The sequence below is a fragment of the Paenibacillus sp. FSL R7-0312 genome (genome assembly GCF_038004445.1).
GTDB lineage: Bacteria > Bacillota > Bacilli > Paenibacillales > Paenibacillaceae > Paenibacillus_AQ.
This window is the reverse complement of record NZ_JBBORE010000001.1, coordinates 5,168,476-5,192,605: the sequence shown is the minus strand read 5'-3', so window position 1 is coordinate 5,192,605 and position 24,130 is coordinate 5,168,476. Positions and strand designations below refer to the sequence as shown.

Genomic DNA, 24,130 nt, shown 5'->3' with positions numbered 1-24,130 from the left:
ATGGAAGTCTCCTTAAGTTTGATCCTGCAGCATCTGGTACACCTTGACAATGGAAGTAGCGACATCGACCATCCGTTTCCGTTCATTCATGGCCTGCTTGCGCAGCAGGTCGTAAGCTTCGGATTCGCTGATGTTCCTGGCTTTGGAGAGAATACCTTTGGCCATGTCGATCCATTTACGCTCCTCAAGCCGGGATAACAGCTGTTCCCGTTCCTTGAGCCATTGCTGGCGCTCGAAGCATTGTCTGGAGCTGAAGTGGAGGATCCAGTGGATCTCCTGAGGCTGCATCGCCGGAGACAATATTCCATCCACCATAATATCATCTCCACAGGCAGAGACGGATAACGTTGCGGTTCGCGGGGTACACCACCAGAGTACCGGGGCAACCTTGTGCTGAACCAGAATACTTCTCCAATAACTGATCTCAGTAACGGGGAGATGGAGAATGAAGGCATCCGTATCACTGATCAGCGGAAAGACCTGATCTTCCGAAGCAGCCGTCCCGGTTACATAACCGCAGGAACTGAGAATACTGTCAGGACTTGGTGAGGAGCGTTCTTCTGCGGAATTCTCTGTTCTGCCCGGATCTATAACTAACAGGGAATGCATAGTTGACGACGCTCCTTTTACATATAATAAGGGGTTAAGTCTGCACATCAGTGGAGAACAAGTACAGTCGGAATAAAGATGATGTAATATTATATAACACAGTTTAGGTAATTTTGTCGATGAATTAAAATAATAAAATTTTATATGTCATAATTATTGACGTAATCAGGATGGCTGTAGTATAGTCGTTTTAACAAATTCATCAATTCTTCGAATACAACGATGTATTCGGTTGAAGCGGCAATGGCGCCTGCTTTCACTTAAATCGCAAGGGAAGAAGTATGTTTCCGGGCGGAGTGAAGCGGGCTATTTCTGTTGTTTACCTGGAGAGGAGAGAGAGACATGTCAGCAATTCGCAAAAAACTGATACTAGTCGGCAACGGGATGGCGGGGGTACGGGTGATTGAGCATCTGCTCAAATTAGCGCCGGAGGCTTATGACATTACAATCTTTGGTTCGGAGCCGCATCCGAATTATAACCGGATCATGTTGTCTTCTGTTCTTGCAGGCGGTGCAAGCCTTGAAGAGATCGTAATCAACGATCTGGAGTGGTACCGGAGCTTCAATATTCAGCTGTATACAGGACACACCGTAACCTCCATTGATCCTGTAGAGCGCAAAGTCCATACGGATAAAGGAATTACTGCCAGTTATGATGAGCTGATTCTGGCAACCGGCTCCAACCCCTTCATGCTGCCGATCCCGGGTGCAGATAAGGAGGGCGTTATTGCCTTCCGGGACATCAAGGATACACAAATCATGCAGGAGGTATCGCAAAAATATGGCAAAGCGCTGGTGATCGGCGGCGGTCTGCTCGGACTGGAGGCGGCAAGAGGGCTGCTGCATCTGGGGATGGAGGTATCGGTAGTCCACATCCATGAATATATTATGGAGCGCCAGCTGGACGAGTCCGCCTCCGTAATGCTGCGCAAGGAACTGGAAGGCCAGGGAATGAAGTTCCTGCTGAAGAAGCAGTCCGAAGCAGTTCTTGGCAAAAAGCGGGTCAAGGGCCTTTTGTTCGCAGATGGCAGCATAGAAGACGCGGATCTGATTGTGATGGCTGTCGGCATCAAGCCGAATGTAGAGCTTGCCCGCAGCAGCGGGATTGAAGTCAACCGCGGGATTATTGTGAACGATTATATGGAGAGCAGCCTGCCCGGCATCTATGCCGTCGGGGAGTGCGCGGAACACCGGGGTATTGCCTACGGGCTTGTCGCCCCGCTATATGAACAGGGAGCCGTCCTGGCTAAAAGGCTGGCAGGTGTACCAACAGAAGGCTACGCCGGTTCGGTTACCTCTACCAAGCTGAAGGTATCCGGCGTCGATGTGTTCTCGGCAGGACAATTCACCGAACAGCCCGGCACCAAGGCGCTGCGGTTCCAGGATGAGACCGACGGTGTGTATAAGAAGCTGGTCCTTCACGGCGACAAACTGATTGGAGCCGTGCTGTTCGGTGATACAGGTGACGGAGCGCAGCTGTTCTCGATGATTAAGAAGGGCGAGAATATTAAGGGGAGAGAAAAAGAGCTGCTGCTCGGAATATCTGCTGATGCGCTGGCACCTAAAGGGAACCGGCTTGAAGGAATGGCAGATGATGAGATCATCTGCGGCTGCAATGGAGTCTCGAAAGGGGCGATTGCCGATGCGATTACCTCCGGCGGCTGTACCAGTGTTGGGCAGATCAAAGCCTGCACCAAAGCTTCGGCTTCCTGTGGCGGCTGCAAGCCGCTGGTGGAAGGACTGCTGCAGCTATATGCCGGTGAGGATGCCGTAACGGTCAAAGAAGGGATCTGCGGCTGCACCACGCTCGGGAGGGATGAGATCGTCGCCGAAATTAAACGGATGAAGCTGATGACTGTCAAGGAGGTCATGAATGTCCTGGAGTGGAGCAATGAAGAAGGCTGCGCCAAATGCCGGCCTTCCCTTAACTACTACCTGGGAATGCTCTGGCCTGAGGAATATCTGGATGAGAACGAATCCAGATTCACCAATGAGCGCTATCATGCCAATATCCAGAAGGACGGTACGTATTCTGTGGTGCCGAGAATCTACGGAGGTGTCACCTCTCCGGCAGAACTGATCAAGATTGCCCAGGTTGCGGTGAAGTTCGAGGTACCGCTGGTCAAGTTCACCGGCGGACAACGGCTCGATCTGCTTGGGGTGAAGAAGGAGGACCTGCCGAAGATGTGGGAAGAGCTGGATATGCCCTCCGGCCATGCCTACGGCAAGACACTGCGGACAGTGAAAACCTGTGTCGGCTCCACCTATTGCCGGTTCGGCACACAGGATGCCCTTGGAATGGGTATCCGGCTGGAACAGGCCTTTGAACGGCTGAACACACCGGGCAAAGTGAAGCTGGCCGTATCCGGTTGCCCGCGCAACTGTGCGGAAGCGACGATTAAGGACTTCGGTGTCGTAGCCATTGACGGCGGCTGGGAGCTGCATATCGGCGGCAACGGCGGCGTTCATGTCCGGGCCACGGAGCTGCTCTGCGTGGTGAAGACCGATGATGAGGTGATGGAGTGGGCCAGTGCGTTCCTGCAATATTACCGTGAAAATGCCGGGTGGAATGAACGGACTGCCCAGTGGGTGGAACGTGTCGGCCTTGACAGCATCAAGCAGGCGCTGGAGTCCCGCGAGGCACGATTGGCGCTGCAGGAGAGAATTCAGAAGACGCTTAGTCTCACCACCGATCCATGGAAGCAAATTGTGAATACACCGGAGCTGCGCAAAAATTTCGAACCGATCTCCTTGCCGGAGACAGTCTAAGGGGGCTTACAAATGACAATGACCAAGATGCTCATTGGTAACTTGAACGATATTGACATCAAGGGCTCGCGTAAGTTACGGGTGGGAAATACCGAGATTGCCTTGTTCCGGTTAAGCAGCGGGGAGGTGCTGGCGGTGGAGAATAAATGCCCGCATAAAGGCGGAGTCTTATCCGAAGGGATGGTCTGCGGTTCGAAGGTGCATTGTCCGCTCCATGACTGGCGGATCGATCTCCATAGCGGTGACGTGCAGGCACCTGATACAGGGCATGTGACAACCTATGAGGTAGAGGTTGATCACACCAGTGGCAGCTTGTACCTAACGATATAATTCATCCGAGCATATAAGGGGGATTCCTAATGGACTATGTCAAACCAAGTGAAGTATTGACCTCAATGATTGAAGCCGGCAAGACCAAAGCGGAACTGGGCATTATGCAGCTGATTGTCCGCGGCAGCCTTGGCGGTGCCATACTGGCCTGTGCCACAACGCTGGCCTTTACCGCAACCGCTCAGACCAAGATCCCGATGGTTGGTGCACTTCTGTTTCCTGTAGGCTTTGTGATGATCATTCTACTTGGGCTTGAACTCGTCACCGGCAGCTTTGCCCTGGTCCCGCTGGCTGTGCTGGAGAAGCGGACAACAATAAAACGGATGCTGGGTAATTTCTTCTGGGTTATTATCGGGCATCTGATTGGATGCGCAGTATACGCAGCTCTCTATGGACTCACAATTACGAAGATGGGGACGGATATGTCGAATCCGCTGATTCAGACACTGATTACGGCCAGTGAAGGCAAGACGACGGCCTACAAGAGTATGGGGGCAGAGGGGATGACACTCGCCTTCATCAAAGCCATACTCTGCAACTGGATGGTTACGCTGGGTGCGGTTCTGGCCATGACCTCCAAATCCACATCCGGCAAAATCTTCGCCATGTGGCTGCCGATCCTTACCTTCTTCGGGCAAGGCTTCGAGCATACGGTAGTCAACTTCTTCGTTATTCCTGCCGGAATGATGCTTGGCGCGAATGTCAGCTTCGCGGACTGGTGGATCTGGAACGGTATTCCCGTACTAATCGGCAATTTCGCCGGAGGCCTGCTGTTCACAGGCATTCTTCTATATCTGTCGCAAAAAAGTTTCAAACCCGGAGCCTCTTCTGAAGCCGGATTGACGCCGGGACGCGATACAGTAATCTCAGCCACAGCCGCCCTGGAGAAAAGCCTATGAAGCAGGGCAGCATATCCATTGTCGGTGCAGGCCCCGGTGATCCCGAGCTGATTACAGTCAAGGCACTGCGGCGTATTCAGTGTGCAGATGTGATTCTGTATGACCGCCTGGTGAATGAAGAGCTGCTGGGCTATGCCAAAAGCGATGTTCTGCGCATCTACTGCGGCAAAGCACCCGGACTTCACTCGATGCCGCAGGAATCCACCCAACAGCTGATGATCAACTATGCTGCAGCCGGATGTCATGTGGTACGCCTGAAAGGCGGAGACCCGTTTGTCTTCGGACGGGGCGGGGAGGAAGCGCTGGAAGCCGCCGCTGCAGGAATCCCATACGAAGTAATTCCAGGGATCACCTCGGCGATCGGTGCAGCAGCTTCTGCCGGCATCCCGCTGACCCATCGCGGTTTGGCAGCCTCATTCGCTATCGTGACCGGCAGCCGCTGCCATGATCAGGACTCTCCGGTACGATGGGATGCACTTGCCCATAGTGTGGACACTCTTGTCATCTATATGGGAGTCAGCAAACTGGGCGAGATTTGTGATCAGCTGCTTAAGCACGGGAAAGATCCGCTGACACCTATTGCACTGATTGAGAACGGGACAACAGTGCGCGAACGGACGGTGACCGGAACGCTCGGCAGTATTGGCAAACTGGCAGCGGCGATGAGAATCAGCAATCCTGCCATCATCATTATTGGCGAAGTGGTTAAGGTAAGAGAGGAACTACTCAGCCTGGAAAAGGCAGTGCGCTCACAGATCGGCTAAGATATAGTATAATCCCTAATCAGGCGTTGACATGACCCGGCGGCGGCCGGGGCACGTCAACGCCTGATTATATGTTATATTAATGTCAAACCCAAAGTGACTGCTGTCACAGGAGTCCAGGCAAAATACACACTATACTTGTCACCTGATCGAATTCTCAGGCATTTTGCCCTACAAAGGAGAGAAATATCTGATGCAAATACAACTAAACCCGCTTACTGAAGAACGTCTTACGCAGAGTCTTGCCGGCCAGCCCGGGCAATTCAAAATGTTCTATGATACGGAGGATTGCGGCTGTAATGGCGTTCTGGTCATCCGGATTGTAAGCGGTCCTTCCCCGACGGATATCGTATTTCAAACCGAACCCTTCACCTTTCTGTGTGACCGGCAGCAGGAATCCCTATTCGATGAGATCATGCGACTGGAAGCAGAGGAAGGCTACCCGGCCTACAAACTGACAAGCGATTCTACTTTGTTCGGCAGTAATATCAGGGTGCAGGATGCACGCAACTAACAACGGTATGTAATAAGGCCATCCACCGTGAATAACGGGAGATGGCCTTTCTTTTGAAGCAGGGCAGACTATTCATAAGCAGTCCATCCGCCATCGGCTGTCACTACAGCTTCATTAATAAAGCTTGCTTCGTCTGAGCCGAGGAACAGGGCAAGCAGCGCGATTTCCTCCGGTTTGCCTGTGCGCGGATTGAGAGCCGCCCCCGGCTGGGTATGTCCCTTCCCGAATTCATTAATATGCGTCATGGCAGATCCGATATTACTCTCCACCCCGCCCGGAGCAATCGCATTGCAGCGGATGCTACGTTAATAATCACTCCTTGCTGCCTGGTTGACGCTGTACTTCATGAAGGCTTACCATAGAGGCTATATGAACGGGAAGAGGATGAAGTATATGATCATGATCGGACTGGATATCGGAACCACCTCAATTTCCGGATTGCTCTACGATCTGGAGACACGAACCGTCCTGCATTCGACGACAGAGGAACAGGTAAGTAAACCCTTCAGCCTGAATCATGAATGGGAACGTCTGCAGGAGCCGGGGATTATTCTGCAGCAGGCTGAACGTATCCTTGGTTTCCTGCTGTCAAGGGGGCCGGAAGCAGCAGGAATCGGCCTGACCGGGCAGATGCACGGGATTGTATATATAGACCAGAGCGGGAATCCTCTGGGCCCGCTCTATACGTGGCAGGATGGCAGAGGAAATCTGCCTTGCAGGGCGGGTGACAGCCTCACTTATGCGCAGCAGCTTAGCAGGCTAACCGGATATCGTATAGCTCCCGGCTACGGACTAGCCACTCACTATTATAATTTGCAGCATCAGCTGGTGCCTGAGCATGCAGTCCAATTCTGCACGATTGCGGATTACATCGCGATGAGGCTGGCGAACAGCGTGGTACCTCTAATTGATGCAACGCAGGCGGCTGGCATCGGGGGCTACAGCTTGGAGACAGGTGCTTTTGATATCACTGCGCTTATGCAGGCCGGAATTGATGTGACGATATTGCCGCCGGTTGTCCCTTCCGGAACCGCAATCGGTACAACACTACAGGGAATACCGGTGTATACTTCGCTCGGTGACAATCAGGCCAGCTTCCTGGGCAGCGTACCGCAGCCCGCCGGTTCATTGCTGCTGAACATCGGCACAGGAAGCCAGCTGTCGGCCTGGCTTCCTGAATACAACCCTGCTCCATCAGCAATGGAGGTGCGTCCTTATCCGGGCGGTGGAGTACTCATGGTAGGGGCTGCGCTTAGCGGCGGCAGGTCGTATGCTCTGCTGGAAGGCTTCTTCCGGCAGCTGATCACAGCTTACACAGGAGAAGCACCTGCAGATATCTATTCTCTGCTGGCCCAGTTGCTTGCGGAAGAGCCAGCAGATGGTATGACCGCCGGACTAAAGGTGAATACACAGTTTCTGGGTACAAGAGCAGATCCGGGCAAGCGCGGCAGCATCGAGGGAATCACTCTGGATAACTTCACACCTGCCGGACTGTCCCATGCTTTTCTCCAAGGTATGATTGATGAATTATACGGCTTCCTGAAGGATCTTGAGCAGCAGGGGGCGAAGGGGTTCACCCGCCTCATAGGTTCCGGTAATGCATTGCGGAGTAATCCGGTGCTGTGTGCCAAGGCTGAAGCAGCATTCGGAGTACCGCTAACAGCTGGTGCGCAAACGGAAGAAGCTGCGGTAGGGGCGGCTCTATGTGCCGGTGTGGGCAGCGGGGTGATCTCCAGTTTCAAGGCTGCTGGTGCTTTTCTTAGGGATATTTATCATTGACAAAATATATTAAATATGCTATAATATACATATTAATGTTTTGTGTATATAATAAGATTCTCCCGGCCGGGGGAATCTTATTTTTTTTATGGGAGGATATACGTTTGAAGCAGAAAGAGTCCAGTTTAACTTCCAAAGTAGCAGCGTTTGGCCGAGCCTATCACAGTAAATATGACACACCCAAAATTTTTGATGATTATTTGGCCCAAGACTTGATTTCACCGCAGGAGTTTTCAGACATCAGCAAGAATATGGTGCAGGGCATCCCTTTTTTCAACACAGACATTGCAAATCAACATCAGGATGATCCGGACGCCATTCTGAAATGGATTACACATGTACAGCTGTCCCCGACACCGCTCGCGCGTGCTGCATACTGTGAGGTCATATTAATGCATGAGCTGATCTTAGGATTGAAGCAGTATGTCATCCTTGGAGCCGGACTTGATAGCTTTGGCTACCGTCATCCTGAATTGAAAGACCGGCTGGAGATCTTTGAAGTGGACTATCCGGCTACACAGGAGTTCAAGAAGCAGAGGCTCAGTGACGCCGGGTTGGAAGTTCCGGTCAATCTTCACTTTGTACCTATGGATTTCACCAGGGAATTCTCTTCTTCCAATCTGATTGGGCAGGGGTTTGATCCACAAGCAAAGACCTTCTTCAGCCTGCTGGGTGTATCCTACTACCTGACGAAAGAGGAGAACGCCAGCCTGATTACTGAATTGTTCAACGGTCTCCCGGCAGGCAGTTCTATTGTACTGGATTATGCGGATGAGCGGCTTTTTGAAGAGAAGGGGCTGTCGGGCCGGGTGGAAAAGATGGTGCAGATGGCTGCCGCCAGCGGTGAGCCGATGAAATCCTGTTTCGCTTATCATGAAATGGAGCAGCTGCTGGAGCAAGCGGGTCTGCTTATTTATGAGCACTTATCCCCGGCGGAGATCAATGACAGGTTCTTCAGCAACCGGAGTGATGCTTTGACCGCCTTTGAGACGATTCATTATCTTCATGCAATCAAGAAATAACGTCTAATCACAAATCGGCCTCCCAATCTAATATTATTGATTGGGGGGCTTTTCAAGAAATGTGGAGGAAGATAACCTATGCAGAGCAAAGGTGAAGAATGTGTACATACAGGGACCCAACTGATTGTTACGGAGCGTCTCAGATTAAGGCCATTCCTATTGCAGGATGCAGCCAGCATGTACGGCAACTGGATTGGCGATCCGGCAGTTCAATCTGAATATGGGGAGCGGGCCTGCGATAATTTAAATGCTGTGATTGAGCTGCTTACGCGCTGGACCGCCGCTTACGGCAATAAGGACATTTATAGATGGGCCATAGTGCTTCAGGAGGACGGAGAATGCATCGGGCAAATTGCCTTCTGCAGTATAGATCACGAACACCGGATTGCGGATATTGAATACTGCATCGGACAAGCTTACCAGCGGCAGGGATATGCCAGTGAAGCTTTGTCCGCTGTGATTAGATATACTTTTGCGGAGACGGGCCTGCACCGGCTGCAGGCTTTTCACCGCGGGAGGAATAGTGCTTCCGGAGGCGTGCTGCGTAAGGCAAAAATGACGTACGAAGGTACGCTCAGGCAGAGCTTTTATTACAGGGAAACCGGAGAATATGATGACAGAATCTATTATGGAATTATAAAAGGGGACTAGGCAGTCCCTTCACCTGCTCCATAAATAAAAGCTTCCACAGCCGCGGCAGCTACATTCCTGTCCGGATGGGAATTATCAATCTGTGCCACCTGCGAAGGCGGAAGGGGCCATGCCACGGTGCGGCTGCCCAGGGAAGCGCTGAACTCATCCCAGTGTGCGAACTTCCAGGCATCCAGAGGAGACTGTCTGCCCTCAAGCCGTTCACGGAACGCTGCCGCATCCGGAAGACTGACCATCACAACTTTGACCTCGACCTCCTCCAGTGTACGTCCGATGCGCGACAGTTCACGCACGATCCACTCCGGGTCGGCCGCTTCTTTGGTGAAGGGACCTACGACGAATATATCGCTTTGCAGTCCGATATTGTCCAGTGCAGCGTCCATCGTAATCCGGTACCCCAGGTCTCGGCATAAGCTTTTATATTCATCCGAATCCCTGTCATCGGGGTCCAGTCCACGCATAGTCATGATCGCTGTAGCTGCCGGACGCAGCAGAATATCCATATCGAATACAGAGGCCGGGCGCCGGGCTGCTATGGTTTTGGCCAGTGTTGTTTTGCCGGCCCCGCCCGGACCGAGGAAAAATACAAGTTTGTTCATTAGACTCACTCCTTGAAATGTGCAGAATTCTCGGATACTCCTTGTGGAACCGGATAACCGCAGGAGAGATCAGGTAGCTCTCCACCGGATTTGGATTGGCTGAAACTATGATAATGATAGCCTATTCTGAATAGAAAAAGCACCTGCCATTCTCTAAATTAAGAGTTGTCAGAAACAACAAAACTAGAAAAGAGGAATTACAATGGCAAAAGCGGTGTTTTTTCATGCGGGTTGGAGTGAAATCTGTACCGGCACTTATTCTGGATGGATGGGCTATCATATTAATTTCGTAGCTTTTTTTGTGAGTTGATGGAGGAGGAAGTCTGCTGTTATGATAAAGTGTATAGGATAGCGGGACATAGCCCGGAAAAATGGCGGGAGGCTTAACAGAATGATGAATATCAGATACATAGAGCGAAGAGATAATGCGGCCATTGAAGGGATTATCCGGGAATGTCTGATTGAATTCGGGGGCAACCGTGAGGGTCTCGCCTGGGCTGATGACAGCATGCATGACCTTTACACCTATTACAATAGTGCTGCGAACAGGGCTTACTGGATTGTTGAAGAAGATGGAGAGGTGCTTGGCGGCTGCGGAATTGCACCTTTTGATGAGGAGAACGGGATCTGTGAGCTGCAGAAAATGTATCTGTCATCCGCCATCCGCGGCCAAGGAGTTGCTGCAGATCTATTAGGGACGGCGCTGGCATTCGCCAGGCAGCATTACGGCAGATGTTATCTGGAGACGCTGCAGACCATGCAGGCCGCAGGCCGCTTTTATGTCAAACACGGTTTCGGGCTGCTGGATGCTCCGCTTGCCGGCTCAGAGCATTATGCCTGTGATGCCTGGTATATCAAAGAATTGTCTTAGAATGGAATAGTCGGTCATCTAATCCTCCTTGAAGATTCAGGGAGGATTTTTGTCACATTCCAGAATAAACCACCGGGATTATAATACTCGGGTGTAAGCACCCAGTAATCGCAAGGAAGGTGGATTTTGAAGAAGCTTGTTTACAGAATCATCAGAGCGCTGTTTCTTGTAGCCTTTTTGATCCTAGCCCTTGACTATTCCGGCAAGGTTGCCAAAGAAAAGCGTTATGAGAGCTATGCAACGGAAGCTGTTGATGTGGATACTATCGCAGCCCGAAGGGAGTACACCAAGTCGATACTCAGCCTGACAGAGCCGTTCCGTATCAGTTTCCAGAAGCAGTGGATTCCTGAGGATGAAGAGCATGTGATTGATATTCAGCAGGAGATCCGCAAGATAGGCGATACCGTCGTTACGCTGGAGAAAGCCTACCTGAGCCGGGGTGACGTAACTTTGGCACTGTCGCTGGAGCATCATACTGTAGTGCGGAGCGGTGCTTTTTTGTACGATTATATGATTGATAAAGATGGAGCGCAGCATGGGATAACCCCTGTGCTGAAATTCTATTCCCGCAACGAGCCGCTTGCTGTTGACTCCTTCGGTTACGGGTATGGTTCAGGCAGCAGCAGTGTCTCTGTGTCTATTCCCCTCGAAATCCTGGAACAATACAATTATTCTATTGATGTAGAATACGATGGTTTCGTATTATACGGGTACGAATATACGGGTGATTAATATGATGCAGGCATGATCCTTGAGCACTTCCCTGGCGGAAGTGCTTTTTTTTGATCACGATCATTGAATCGCCTATCTTTTAAGTAGAATTAGCTATTAAAGATCTTGCTGCATTATCTTTATAATTAGTGTGTATTGCAGCGAAGTGAAGGGAGGCGATGAAGATATTATAGATTGTTACGTAAAAAGATTAGACCAGAAGGGTGGCATAGACAGGTTGTAAGAAGATTGGCTCATGGGTTCTACATTTGTTGTAACCGCTCTCACAATCGAAATGAGGAGGAATATAATGCGCAACAAGTATGTCTTATGGTCACTTGTAGCCACGCTGCTAATCTCAACTCTGTTTATGGCCGCCGGACCGCTGACACATTCATCAGCTGCCGGGGGACAGAATCTGACGCTTAACAAAACCATCACTTCCAGCGGCCAATCTCAGACGTATACGCCTGACAACGTCAAGGACAGCAACCAGAGCACCTATTGGGAAAGCACAAATGATGCTTTTCCCCAATGGATTCAGGTTGATCTGGGTGGACTCACCAGTATTGATCAGCTCGTGCTGAAGATACCTGCAGGCTGGGAAACACGCACGCAGACGCTAGCGGTACAAGGGAGTACGAACGGTTCCACCTTTACAGATATCGTGGCTTCGGCAGCTTATGTGTTTAATCCATCGGCTGCGGGCAACAGTGTTACGATTAACTTTGCAGCAACCAGTACGCGTTATGTGCGCCTGCTCGTAACCGCGAACACCGGATGGCCGGCAGCCCAGTTCTCTGAGCTTGAAATTTACGGTGCCAGCACTCCAACGGCCACCCCTGCAGTCACTCCTACTGCAACACCGGTTCCAGCAGGTACCTATGAAGCAGAATCTGCCGCACTCTCCGGCGGGGCGAAAGTGAATACAGATCATGCGGGTTACTCGGGCACGGGATTTGTTGACGGTTATCTGACCCAAGGACCGTCAACCACCTTCACGGTGAACGTAGCCGCAGCGGGTTCGCGGAATGTTACGCTGAAGTACGCCAATGCGAGCGGAAGCGATAAGACCCTCAGCATCTATGTTAATGGAAACAAAATTCGCCAGTCCAGCTTGCCTAATCTGGCGAACTGGGATACCTGGAGCACGAAGGCCGAGCTCCTGACGCTGAACTCCGGCAGTAATACCATCGCCTACAAATATGATGCAGGTGATACGGGGAACGTCAATCTGGATCAGATTGTTGTAGCGGCAGCAGTGACCGCCACACCAACACCTACACCTACACCTACACCTACACCAGCTCCTACAACGGCTCCATCACAAACACCGGTGCCTACGGCTACGGTGGCGCCTACTTCCACAACTACACCTGCGCCTACCGCAACCCCAGTTCCGACGGCATCTCCAACGCCGACCGCCACACCGGTTCCAACGCCAACGGCTTCCCCTGGAGGGAACATCGCCATTGGTAAGGCAATCAGCGCATCCTCCAGCACACAGAATTTCGTTGCCGGTAATGCCAACGACAACAATACGGCTACTTACTGGGAAGGAAGCGGTAATCCAAGCTCGCTCACGCTTGATCTCGGTGCCAATCATAACATCACTTCGATTGTACTGAAGCTGAACCCGGCCACGGAATGGGGGACACGGACTCAGAATATTCAAGTACTAGGACATAATCAGAGCACGTCAACCTTCAGCAATCTGGTCTCCGCTCAGGCGTATACGTTCGACCCAGCCAGCGGAAATACGGTGACGATTTCCGTTACGGCAACCGTCAAGCGTGTCCAGATCAATATTGCTTCCAATTCAGGTGCCCCTGCGGGACAGATAGCCGAGTTCCAGGTCTATGGAACACCTGCACCGAACCCGGACCTGACGATTACAGGCATGTCATGGACTCCGGCTTCTCCCCTTGAAACGAATGAGATTACATTGAATGCCATCGTGAAGAATAGCGGCAGTGCCGCAGCAGCGGCCTCAACAGTTAATTTCTATCTGAACAACGAGCTGGCAGGCTCGGCCCCGGTAGCAGCTCTGGCAGCGGGTGCTTCGGCAACCGTGTCATTGAATGCCGGTACCCGAACAGCTGCCACCTACCCGCTCAGTGCGAAGGTAGATGAGACTAATCTGATCATTGAACAGAATGACAGCAACAACAGCTACAGCAGTCCTTCATCACTTGTTGTTGCTCCTGTATCAAGCTCCGACCTTGTAGGTACGACATCCTGGACACCGGGCAATCCGGTAGCAGGTAATAGCGTATCCTTTGCAGTCAATCTCAAGAATCAAGGAACAACTGCTTCCGCAGGAGGTGCTCATGGAATCACCGTAGTATTGAAGAACTCAGCTGGTTCCACCGTACAGACATTCAACGGCTCCTACAGCGGAGCGATTGCTGCAGGGGCTTCTGTGAATGTCTCCATCCCGGGAACATGGAGCGCAGTCAACGGCAATTATACCGTCACCACAACAATTGCTGCAGATGCGAATGAAGTAACGACCAAGCAGGTTAATAATGTAAATACCGTTAATCTAGTTGTATATGCCCTGCGCGGGGCCAGCGTCCCATACAGCCGGTATGATACACAGGATGCAACCCGTGGCGGATCTGCTACACTGAAATCCGCTCCAAACTTCGACCAGATGCTGATTGCTTCAGAAGCATCGGGCCAGAGTTACGTAGCCCTGCCTTCGAATGGCTCTTATGCCCAGTGGACCGTCCGTTCAGGTCAAGGCGGTGCCGGGGTCACAATGCGATTCACAATGCCGGATTCGGCAGACGGAATGGGTCTTACCGGAGCGCTGGATGTATACGTAAACGGCACCAAAGCCAAAACCATCCCGCTTACTTCCTATTACTCCTGGCAATATTTCTCCGGCGACCAGCCTGGTGATGCACCAGGTGCCGGACGCCCATTGTTCCGCTTCGATGAAGTACACTGGAAGATGGATACACCGCTCCAGCCCGGTGATACGATCCGTATTCAGAAGAATAACGGGGACAGTCTGGAATATGGTGTGGATTTCCTGGAAATCGAGCCTGTCCCGGCAGCGATTGCCCGCCCGGCCAACTCGGTATCGGTAACCGATTACGGTGCAGTTGCGGGTGACGGCCAGGATGATCTTGCAGCCTTCAACAGCGCGGTTACAGCAGCCGTGGCCGGCAACAAATCACTCTATATTCCAGCCGGAACCTTCAATCTCAGCAGCATGTGGGTGATTGGCTCCGTCAGCAATATGATCAATAACTTTACGGTTACAGGGGCTGGTTTCTGGCATACCAACCTGCAATTCACCAATCCTAGTGCTGCGGGCGGCGGGATCTCGCTCCGCATCCTGGGTAAACTGGATTTCAGCAATGTCTACATGAATTCCAATCTCAGATCACGTTATAACCAGAATGCCATCTACAAGGGAATGATGGATAATTTCGGCAACAATTCAGTCATTCATGATGTCTGGATTGAGCATTTTGAATGCGGCATGTGGGTAGGCGATTATGCACGGACTCCGGCAATCTTCGCTAACAATCTGCTAGTGGAGAACAGCCGTATCCGCAACAACCTGGCTGACGGCATCAACTACTCCCAGGGTACCAGCAACTCGACCGTCCGTAACACCAATGTGCGCAATAACGGAGACGATGGTCTGGCCGTATGGCCGAGCAACACTTTCGGTGCTCCGGATGGGGTGAATAATACCTTCTCGTACAATACAATCGAGAATAACTGGCGTGCCGGCGGGATTGCCTTCTTCGGAGGCAGCGGCCACAAAGCGGATCATAACTACATTATCGACACGGTAGGCGGTTCCGGCATTCGTCTGAACACGACCTTCCCGGGTGCGCATTTCAACAACAACACGGGCATTCTTTTCTCGGATACCACGATTATTAACAGCGGCACCAGCCGTGACTTGTATGACGGGGAACGCGGCGCGATTGACCTCGAAGCTTCGAGTGACCCGATCAAGAACGTAACGTTCACTAACATCGATATCATCAACACCCAGCGTGATGCGATTCAGTTCGGATACGGGGGCGGATTCTCCAATATCGTATTCAACAACATCAATATTAACGGCACAGGACTCGATGGAGTAACCACCTCACGCTTCTCCGGCGCCCATAAGGGAGCTGCGATCTATACGTATACCGGCAACGGCTCGGCTACATTCAACAACCTGACAACCAGCAATATTGCTTATCCAAGCCTGTATTATATCCAGACCGGCTTTGGGCTGCTGATACAGTAGACAGGATAGTAAGGGGAGGGGCTCAAGCGGGCTCCTCTTATTTTACATGGAATATTAATATTGATCTTCGATAAATTCCGACAGCGTAATATCTGCCCCCCATGCTATCCTATTACTAATACATAATGGCTTTACAAAGGGGAAACGTTGATGAAAAGGTTGCTTCATGTCATTTTGGCAATAGGTTTAATGTTGAGTGTAACGCTCACGGGAGGGACGGGCAATTCATCTGCTGCACAAGCTAATACTGTATTGCGTATTGGTCTGGGAAGTCTTCCAGAGGTACTTGACCCGGCAGTAATTGCAGATGACAGTTCAGTTACGGTTGTTAAGGGGTTGTTTGAAGGACTGTTCCGCCTGAATGCTGCCGGCCAGGCTGTTTCGGCAATCGCAAAATCATGGACCCTATCGAATGATGGCCTAATCTATACCTTCACCCTTCGTTCGAATGCGAAATGGAGCAATGGGCAGCAGGTGCTGGCCTCGGACTTCGAGTATGCCTGGAAGCGGGCGCTCGCTCCGGAAGCAAAGCATGTCTACGCTTTTAATATGTATATGATTAATAATGCGCAGAACTACAACGAGGGAATTCTCAAGGATGCTGCCAAAATCGGCGTAAAGGCGTTGGATACAACCACTCTTCAGGTCACATTAAAGGAGAAGACCTCCTATTTCATTCAGTTGCTTGCGGAGAGCATCTATCTGCCGGTGTACCCGAAGAACGCAAAAGCCAACAGCCAATGGGCATCAGATATTAAATCTATGGTAACCAATGGTCCCTTTAAGCTGAAGCAGTGGTCCTATAAAGAAATTGTTCTAGGCAAGAATCCGGATTATTATGCGGCCAAAGAAATCAAGCTGTCTGAGGTACGCTTGCTTCTGCCAAAAGCCGGAACAGCAAATCCGACGGCTGCTTTCGTCAATAAAGAGGTGGATTGGGTTGGAGGCGGAGGACAAGAGCTTCTGGATTCATCTTCTTTAGATTACAGAACCTCCAAGCTTACTTATGGAGCGCCCTATGCAACTAATTATTACTATCAATTCAATCTGAATAAGGCTCCATTCAAGAATCTGAAAATACGTAAGGCATTGGCTATGGCCGTTGACCGCGAAGGTCTGCGTTATGGTACTCCTGCATTTGGAGTTGTTCCCCCAAGCATTCATGGAGCGAAGCTGAATTTCAGGTCAGAGGTCTCCGACAAAGCCTACTTAAAAGAAGACGCTGCAATGGCGAAGGTGCTGCTGGAGGAAGGGCTGCGTGAAGAAGGATTGACCACTCTTCCAGAATTTACAATTATTATGAATGATGAGGGCAACCATGATTCCATCGCAGAATCTGTCATTTCGGATTGGAAAGAGAAGCTTGGCATTCAGGCAAGTCTTGAGGTGCAGAGCTGGCCGGAGCTGATGGATAACCGGGCGAATCAGAATTTCTCGGTGGCTAGAGCAGGTTGGGGAGCAGATTTCAATGATCCGGCATCTATGCTGGAGCTGTTCACCTCATGGAGTCCGGATAATGATACAGGCTGGAGCGATGAAGGGTATGACGCTTATCTAAAGGAAGCCCGGCAAACGGCAGATCCTGTTATACGCATGCAAATCTATACGAAAGCCGAAAAAATGCTTATCGACCAAATGGTGATTCTCCCGCTGTTTTATTGTGTTTCCGGTGTACTGCATAATCCTTCAATCCAAAATGTACACGTTGACTATGACGGGTCTATAGCGTTTACAAGAGGGTTTTGGATGTGAATCTATACAGGAGCTCGGTATCTAACCGCAGCTCCTTTTTTGCACCTAAACGCATCGCAAGACAAGGTATGAATAGAAGTGGTAAAATTTACTCAACTGATTTCACAGGAGGCAAAAGATGATGCGGATTGAACCCAGAGAGCTCAGCTACAAAGCATTCCCTGCATCGGAAGCGACAGCGGTGGGGATGAAAGTCCTGCCTATGAATCCTGACGCGGTCTATGCAAGGTGCTGCACAATCATACCTATTGCGAGAGAGACGGCCGGCCCCTGCATATGCATCTGATATTACCGTCACAGCATGAACGTCCGGAAGAATGCCGGGCAGTTTAATATTGATCCGGAGCAAATCGTAATCTGGGGAGACTCCTCCGGCGGTCATACGGCAGTGATGACGGGGATAACTCCGCAGGACAAGACGCTCGATACGGATGTGTACAACGGATTTTCCTGCGAAGTGAAGGGAATCATCGACTACTAACGGTCCTGCAGATATTACCCGGATGAATGAGGCGCACTCAACGATGGACCATGCCGGAGCAGATTCTCCCGAAGGCCTGCTGATCGGAGGTCTGAATGTACTGGTGAATCCGGAGCAGGCGGAACCAACCATTATTATGAATCATATTTCGCAGGAAGTGGACATTCCGCCTATTCTAATGATCCATGGCAATAAGGATCGTCTGGTTCCTTTTGAGCAAAGTGTGCTGCTGTACAACGACCTGAAGCAAAAAAGTAAGGATGTTGAGTTCTACAAAATAGAGGAAGCCGATCATGGCGGCCCGGACTTCTGGTCTGATGATGTGCTCGGTATTGTTCAAGCTTTTATTATACGGGGAGGGTGAGGTCATAAGCGGATAACGCTTGTGGCCTTTTTGCAGGTCTTCACTAATCGTTCAAGATCAAGCTGTATCCGGCCAGACAACGAAGCATATCTATGTTATTATATGCAATGAATGAATATAATAAGATTCATTCACAAGAACAAGTCCAAAATATAATTATGATCTCATCACTACTCTGGAGGGACAGTCATGAAGAAAGTCACCGCAATCATTGGTAATCAGCAAAAGCATGCGACGTACAGAGCAGTCTGCGAATTTGAAGCTCAGCTAAGGACATACGGGGAGATTGAGTTTGAGTACATTTTCCTGAAGGATTACAGGCTAGAGTTCTGCCGGGGCTGCAAGGTCTGCTTCAGTAAAGGCGAAGAATTGTGCCCGCTCAAAGATGACCGGGATGTACTGATCAGGAAGATGGAGCGCTCCGATGGTGTTATTATGGCCACTCCGAATTATGCATTCCATGTATCGGCATCGATGAAGAATCTGCTGGACCGGCTGGCTTATGTATTCCATCGTCCGCAGTTCTTCGGCAAGACTTATACAGCGGTCGTCAACCAGGGCATTTACGGCGGCAAGGGTATCGTCAAATATCTTAGCAGTATGGGAGAGAATCTGGGCTTTCAGGTGACCCCGGGCTGTGTGCTTCATACGATGGAGCCGATAACACAAGCTGCCCAGGAGAAAAATTCACAGCAAATCCGCAAGGCCGCCGCCAGATTCCACAAAGGGCTTATGCGTCCGTCACCTCCAGCGCCCACGTTATTTAGACTGATGCTGTTCCGCTTGTCCCGGACCAGTATTCATAATATGCTGGATGACAAGTCCAAAGATTACCGGCATTACAAGGACAACGGCTGGTTTGAGTCGGCTTATTATGTTAAAGTTCCGCTGGGGCCCTTCAAAAGACTGGCCGGACGCCTATTTGATCTGATCGGTCGAAGAATGGCTAAGAATGCCAAACAATGAATGAGTATAATTATATTCATTCACGGAAAATGGGGGGGCGTTGGATACGCTGACTTGGCTGAGGCTACTTCAATAGCACAATTAAAAAAGAGCTATGCCTCCTGCAATAGCAGAGGTCATAGCTCTTCAAGACTCACGCAAGAAATCAGCTGTTCAGCAGCTCAGATTTCTTGCGGTCGAATTCCTCTTGCGAAATTACGCCCATATCCAGCAGCTGTTTGAACTTCAGCAGTTCATCCGCGGCACTAAATTTCTCCGGTTTCGCAGCAGCTGTTGTTGCCGGTTCTGGTTTGGAATCAAACCCTAAGTCAAAGAATTCGCCTTCAATTACATTAATCTCCGAATCTGCAACCGCACGCTGCACCTTATCCCTATCCTGCGCCAGCTGAGCTTCTGAATAATGATCGCAAGCATCGTACAAAGCTTCCCGCAGGCGGTGTCCCATAGGTTTCATAGAGAAATAGGTCATCCCACCGGAGAGAAGTCCGCCCAGAACAGGTATGAACTTGGATGCGCCTTGGGCGAAGGTTTTCTTGGTAATTTTAATCCCGATATAAGAAGAGATTTTCTTCAGCAGCGGGTAATACATCGTTTGGACGAAGTCTTGCCGGGTCTGCTCATTCAGTAGCTGCCGGGAATTAGGTGCGTTCAGAATGCGCAGCATCGGAGCAGAGCCGGCCACTCCAAACATAACTCCCAGATATAATGTAAGCTCACGGCTAACCTGCTCCGAATCCGGGTTGTTGCCTTGCCACAGAGCTGCGCCCCCATACAGGTAGGCTAATTCCTGGGACAAGCGCATGGCTACGCCAAAAAACTGCAGGGTGTCTGCCGGAATGGTCGCTGCCATGGCTAATCCGCCCGGAAGGCCTGCTGCTGTGGAAGCTGCTGTACTCAAGATAGTACGCTTTTCAATTAGCGTCTTGGCTAGTTTGTCAATGACCGATAGGCTGATCCCGGCTTCAAGCGGTCCCCGCTCCAGTATGGTACTCATATTTCCATAAGTATCATATTTGGCAAACTGCTGTGCAAGGAATTCACTCCGGTCAACCTGTACCCCGGGAAGCTTCACTGCTCCAGCCAAAATCATCTCCATCGTCCCTTGTCCAGATTGCTGTTCGTTGGTCATCTCAGATCTCCTTAGAATCGGTATGTTGAAATTATTTACTCTACAATATTCTGCACCGCCCTGCGGATCACCTCCTAAATGCTGCCATCCATCACCTCATCTTAATGCAATCTTAATGCCACAGCCAATTCCATAATGTCATGCTGATTGTGCACATGATATACTGACGCTATCATAAAGAGTACGAACGCACGGCATGATGCTTATATAGGAAGGAACCATTCGAATGGCAGGATACACACCGGCTGAGAATCAGCGGGGCAGGCTGAAAATATTCTTCGGCTACGCACCCGGTGCAGGCAAGACATGTGCTATGCTCTATGCCGCGCATGAAGAACAAAAGGAAGGTCTTCAGGTGGCCGCAGGCTTTATCGAATCTCATAACAGAGCAGATACGCAGGAGCTGCTGAACGGGCTGGAGCTTCTACCACCGCTGGACATATCTATTCACGGGGAAAGGGTCCGGGAGTTTGACATTGACCTCGCGATCCGCAGAAGGCCGCAGCTGATCCTGGTCGATGATCTCGCCCACACCAATGCTCCGGGAGGCCGCCACAAAAGAAGATATCAGGATGTGGAGGAGCTGCTGCGGGCTGGAATTCACGTATACACCACGGTAAATGTTGAGCATATAGAGAGTCTGACTGATGTCGTGACCTCCATTACAGGTATTCCTGTGCTGGAGCGTATTCCGGACAGCGTATTTGACCGTGCAGATCTGGTGGAGTTTGTGGATGTCGGACCCGGCGAGCTGATTGAACGTTTCCAGAAAGGCCGGATATACCCGGATGAAGAGCTGCAGCAGAGACATGCAGGTTTGTTCATCCCCGAAAAACTGCTTGCCCTGCGGGAAATTGCACTGCGCTATACAGCTGACCAGCTGAACAGGATCGCCGTACAGCTTGGGGAGAAGGCGGTCAGTGCTACCTTTTATACGAAGGATCATATACTGGTCTGCCTGTCCTCGGCAATCTCCAGCAAGAAGGTGATCCGCACTGCAGCCAGAATGGCCGATGCCCTGCATGGAACGTTCACGGCACTGTATGTGGAAACGTCTAGGACGAAAGAATTAACAGTCAAGAACAAGGCAGAGCTGCGAGAGAATCTGAGATTGGCAGAACAGCTTGGAGCACAGGTCGCGACAGTCTATGGGGAGGATGTTCCCGGACAAATTGCCGAATACGCCAAAACAAGCCGGGTCTCCAAGATCGTTCTGGGGCGTTCTCAGCACAAAACCCGCTGGCCGGCCAAATATACCATTGTCGACAAGCTGTCGGCGTCCGCTCCGAATATTGATATTTACATTATTCCGGATAATGGGCCTTCCTTGTACAAAAAGTTCCCGCAATATGCCAAATCTCCGCTTCTGACGCTGGCTGATACCGGTAAAACGATAGGCATCCTGCTGGTCTGTACATTGATCGGGTTATGGTTCAAGTATCTAGGCTTCAGTGAAGCGAATATTATCAACGTGTATATCCTGGGTGTTCTGCTGGATGCGATGGTTACGAAAGGGCGGCTGTACAGCGCAGCTACTTCGATTTTGAGTGTGCTTGTATTTAATTATTTGTTTACTGAGCCTTTATTCTCTCTGCAAGCCTATGATTCCGGTTACCCAGTGACTTTTCTGGTCATGCTGTCAGCCTCGTTTATCACGAGCACACTGACCTTGCGGGTGAAGGAACAAGCCAGGGAATCCGCACAAAAGGCTTACCGGACTGAGGTTCTGCTGGAGACCAGCCGGAAGCTGCAGCAGGCCAAGGATACCCCGGCGATCATCAACGAAACGGCATTGCAAATGCTCAAGCTGCTGGACCGGAGCATTATTATCTATGGGGTAGTGGAGGGTGAGCTTGCCGAACCACTGATTTTTGCCAAGGAGGAAGCCGCAGTTGATCCGCAGAGCTGTATCTTCGATGATGAACGCAGAGTGGCGGAGTGGGTGCTGCAAAATAACAAACGGGCAGGAGCTTCAACTGATACTTTCTCAGCCGCTCATTGTCTGTATCATGCGGTGCGCGGAGGGGATACGGTCTTTGCGGTGGCGGGCATCGTAATGGAGCAGGAAGAACCGCTGGAGGTTTTTGAGAAAAGCCTGATGATTGCCATGCTGGGTGAATGTGCCCTTGCCCTGGAGAAAGATAAGCTGAATGAGAAGCAAAAGGAAATCTCTCTGCAAATCCAGCAGGAACAGCTGCGTACCAATCTACTGCGGGGCATTTCACATGATCTGCGCACACCGCTTACGAGTATTTCCGGCAATGCGGGCATACTGATCGGCAACTCGATGGTCCTGAATGAAGAGCAGAAGAAGGAACTGTATAACGATATCTACGATGATTCCATGTGGCTGATCAATCTGGTGGAGAATCTGCTGTCCATTACCCGGATCGATAACGGCGCTCTTCACCTGAATTTTCAGGCGGAGCTGCTGGAGGAAGTGATTGCCGAGGCGCTGCTGCATGTAAACCGCAATAAGGATGAGCATCATATTGAGATCCGGCTGGAGGATGAGCTGCTCATGGCCAGAATGGATTCACGGCTGATTATTCAGGTCATCATCAATCTGGTGGATAACGCGATTAAATATACTCCGCCCGCGTCACAGATAACGGTATCCGCCAGACGCGAGGCGGGCTGGGTGGTAGTGGAGGTCGCTGATGATGGCCCCGGCATTTCACCTGAAGCCAAAGCCAAGGTGTTCGAGATGTTCTACACGGCAGACAACGTGCGCGGAGACGGCAGGCGCGGATTAGGCCTAGGACTGGCACTCTGCAAGTCGATTATCCACGCCCATGGCGGTAATATTGAATTACGAGATCATGCACCGCAGGGGACGGTATTCAGCTTCACCCTGCAGGCAGAAGAGGTGAATGTCCATGAATAAACCTTTGATACTTGTGGTAGAGGATGACAAACCTATCCGCAAGCTGATTACAACAACACTGGAGACCCAAGGCTATAAATATCATACCGCAGAGACAGGGGAAGCTTCGATTCTAGAGGCCGTGTCCAGTCAGCCGGATATCATGATTCTGGATTTGGGGCTGCCCGATATGGATGGTGTTGATATTATCCGAAAGGTCCGGGCCTGGTCCAATATTCCGATTATTGTGGTCAGTGCGCGCAGTGAAGACCGGGACAAAATTGAAGCGCTCGATGCGGGGGCTGATGATTATCTGACTAAGCCGTTTAGCGTGGAGGAGCTGCTGGCCAGGCTGCGGGTTAGTCTACGCCGGATCCGGGGAGACAGCGAGAAGCTGATGAAGGATTCGTCTGTTTTTACCAACGGGAATTTGCGAATCGATTACTCGGCAGGCTGTGTCTGGATGGAGGATGAAGAAATCCATCTGACGCCGATAGAATATAAGCTGCTGTGCCTGCTGGCCAAGAATGTGGGTAAGGTATTAACCCATAATTACATCCTGCATGAAATCTGGGGCAGCCCTACGTATGATATTCCGGCACTGCGTGTATTTATGGCTACACTCCGGAAGAAGATCGAGAGTACACCCTCACAGCCGAAGATTATCCAGACGCATATTGGTGTCGGTTACCGGATGCTTCAGGCAGGAGACGACAGCAAGGTGATCTGAACCGGCTGGCGGAATTCGCACAGCTGCGGTCCCCAATAACATTCTTAACCATGTCCT

General features: G+C 50.9%; 19 protein-coding genes and 2 pseudogenes. 17 read left to right on the top strand and 4 right to left on the bottom strand.

What is annotated here, in order from left to right; all coding sequences use genetic code 11:
- Positions 1-12: 12 nt before the first annotated feature.
- Positions 13-609, bottom strand: a complete 597-nt coding sequence (locus MKX70_RS22580; protein WP_042236346.1) for an ANTAR domain-containing response regulator — start codon at positions 607-609, stop codon at positions 13-15.
- Positions 610-951: 342 nt separating this feature from the next.
- Between MKX70_RS22580 and nirB the strand changes: the two genes are divergently transcribed.
- The 5 genes from nirB (at position 952) to MKX70_RS22555 (ending at position 5,885) form a co-directional block, all read left to right on the top strand.
- The gene (gene nirB / locus MKX70_RS22575) at positions 952-3,378 is read left to right on the top strand and encodes a nitrite reductase large subunit NirB (protein WP_042236348.1); all 2,427 of its coding nucleotides are present in this window, start codon (positions 952-954) and stop codon (positions 3,376-3,378) included.
- An 18-nt stretch (positions 3,379-3,396) separates the two neighbouring features.
- On the top strand, positions 3,397-3,708 hold the full coding sequence (gene nirD / locus MKX70_RS22570) for a nitrite reductase small subunit NirD (RefSeq protein ID WP_039291804.1): 312 nt from the start codon (positions 3,397-3,399) through the stop codon (positions 3,706-3,708).
- 29 nt (positions 3,709-3,737) lie between these two features.
- Complete coding sequence (locus tag MKX70_RS22565) at positions 3,738-4,607, top strand: formate/nitrite transporter family protein (RefSeq protein ID WP_042236349.1); 870 nt, start codon at positions 3,738-3,740, stop codon at positions 4,605-4,607.
- Positions 4,604-5,371 (top strand): uroporphyrinogen-III C-methyltransferase, encoded by a 768-nt coding sequence (cobA, locus tag MKX70_RS22560; RefSeq protein ID WP_042236351.1) that lies wholly within the window; start codon positions 4,604-4,606, stop codon positions 5,369-5,371. The genes MKX70_RS22565 and cobA overlap by 4 nt, the downstream gene beginning before the upstream one ends.
- Positions 5,372-5,564: 193 nt before the next feature.
- Positions 5,565-5,885 (top strand): iron-sulfur cluster biosynthesis family protein, encoded by a 321-nt coding sequence (locus tag MKX70_RS22555; RefSeq protein ID WP_042236352.1) that lies wholly within the window; start codon positions 5,565-5,567, stop codon positions 5,883-5,885.
- A gap of 68 nt (positions 5,886-5,953) precedes the next feature.
- Here MKX70_RS22555 and MKX70_RS22550 read toward each other — a convergent pair.
- Positions 5,954-6,190: pseudogene (locus tag MKX70_RS22550) on the bottom strand (SDR family oxidoreductase); the annotation flags it as partial.
- A gap of 88 nt (positions 6,191-6,278) precedes the next feature.
- Between MKX70_RS22550 and MKX70_RS22545 the strand changes: the two are divergent.
- The 3 genes from MKX70_RS22545 to MKX70_RS22535 all read left to right on the top strand — a co-directional run bounded on the left by MKX70_RS22545 (position 6,279) and on the right by MKX70_RS22535 (position 9,337).
- On the top strand, positions 6,279-7,664 hold the full coding sequence (locus MKX70_RS22545; protein WP_340840779.1) for a sedoheptulokinase: 1,386 nt from the start codon (positions 6,279-6,281) through the stop codon (positions 7,662-7,664).
- A gap of 104 nt (positions 7,665-7,768) precedes the next feature.
- Positions 7,769-8,686, top strand: coding sequence for a class I SAM-dependent methyltransferase (locus MKX70_RS22540; protein ID WP_340840778.1), 918 nt, complete (start codon positions 7,769-7,771; stop codon positions 8,684-8,686).
- A gap of 78 nt (positions 8,687-8,764) precedes the next feature.
- Entirely contained in the window at positions 8,765-9,337 is a 573-nt protein-coding gene (locus MKX70_RS22535; RefSeq protein ID WP_340840777.1) for a GNAT family N-acetyltransferase, read from the top strand.
- Here the strand turns inward: MKX70_RS22535 and MKX70_RS22530 are convergent.
- On the bottom strand, positions 9,334-9,936 hold the full coding sequence (locus MKX70_RS22530; protein ID WP_340840776.1) for an AAA family ATPase: 603 nt from the start codon (positions 9,934-9,936) through the stop codon (positions 9,334-9,336). The two genes, MKX70_RS22535 and MKX70_RS22530, sit on opposite strands and share 4 nt — an antisense overlap.
- Before the next feature lie 391 nt (positions 9,937-10,327).
- On the opposite strand from MKX70_RS22530, the gene MKX70_RS22525 reads away from it, so the two are divergent.
- The 7 genes and pseudogenes from MKX70_RS22525 to MKX70_RS22495 all read left to right on the top strand — a co-directional run bounded on the left by MKX70_RS22525 (position 10,328) and on the right by MKX70_RS22495 (position 19,348).
- Positions 10,328-10,807: a GNAT family N-acetyltransferase gene (locus tag MKX70_RS22525; RefSeq protein ID WP_231637868.1), complete on the top strand. Its 480-nt coding sequence runs from the start codon at positions 10,328-10,330 to the stop codon at positions 10,805-10,807.
- 126 nt (positions 10,808-10,933) lie between these two features.
- A complete protein-coding gene (locus MKX70_RS22520; protein WP_340840775.1) occupies positions 10,934-11,539 on the top strand; it encodes a hypothetical protein in 606 nt (201 codons plus the stop codon).
- A 289-nt stretch (positions 11,540-11,828) separates the two neighbouring features.
- Positions 11,829-15,785: a discoidin domain-containing protein gene (locus tag MKX70_RS22515; protein WP_340840774.1), complete on the top strand. Its 3,957-nt coding sequence runs from the start codon at positions 11,829-11,831 to the stop codon at positions 15,783-15,785.
- Between the two features lie 150 nt (positions 15,786-15,935).
- On the top strand, positions 15,936-17,537 hold the full coding sequence (locus MKX70_RS22510) for a peptide ABC transporter substrate-binding protein (protein WP_340840773.1): 1,602 nt from the start codon (positions 15,936-15,938) through the stop codon (positions 17,535-17,537).
- A gap of 301 nt (positions 17,538-17,838) precedes the next feature.
- On the top strand, positions 17,839-18,018 hold the full coding sequence (locus tag MKX70_RS22505; RefSeq protein ID WP_340840772.1) for a hypothetical protein: 180 nt from the start codon (positions 17,839-17,841) through the stop codon (positions 18,016-18,018).
- A gap of 10 nt (positions 18,019-18,028) precedes the next feature.
- Positions 18,029-18,382: pseudogene (locus MKX70_RS22500) on the top strand (prolyl oligopeptidase family serine peptidase); the annotation flags it as partial.
- A 189-nt stretch (positions 18,383-18,571) separates the two neighbouring features.
- Positions 18,572-19,348: a flavodoxin family protein gene (locus MKX70_RS22495; RefSeq protein WP_340840771.1), complete on the top strand. Its 777-nt coding sequence runs from the start codon at positions 18,572-18,574 to the stop codon at positions 19,346-19,348.
- A 145-nt stretch (positions 19,349-19,493) separates the two neighbouring features.
- On the opposite strand, the gene MKX70_RS22490 is transcribed toward MKX70_RS22495, so the two are convergent.
- Positions 19,494-20,477: an SHOCT domain-containing protein gene (locus MKX70_RS22490; RefSeq protein ID WP_340840770.1), complete on the bottom strand. Its 984-nt coding sequence runs from the start codon at positions 20,475-20,477 to the stop codon at positions 19,494-19,496.
- A gap of 226 nt (positions 20,478-20,703) precedes the next feature.
- Here MKX70_RS22490 and MKX70_RS22485 point away from each other — a divergent pair, with 226 nt between their 5' ends.
- Both MKX70_RS22485 and MKX70_RS22480 read left to right on the top strand, forming a co-directional pair.
- Positions 20,704-23,364: a sensor histidine kinase KdpD gene (locus MKX70_RS22485; RefSeq protein WP_340786262.1), complete on the top strand. Its 2,661-nt coding sequence runs from the start codon at positions 20,704-20,706 to the stop codon at positions 23,362-23,364.
- The gene (locus MKX70_RS22480; protein ID WP_042236373.1) at positions 23,357-24,073 is read left to right on the top strand and encodes a response regulator; all 717 of its coding nucleotides are present in this window, start codon (positions 23,357-23,359) and stop codon (positions 24,071-24,073) included. Before MKX70_RS22485 ends, MKX70_RS22480 begins: the two co-directional genes overlap by 8 nt.
- Positions 24,074-24,130 lie beyond the last annotated feature (57 nt).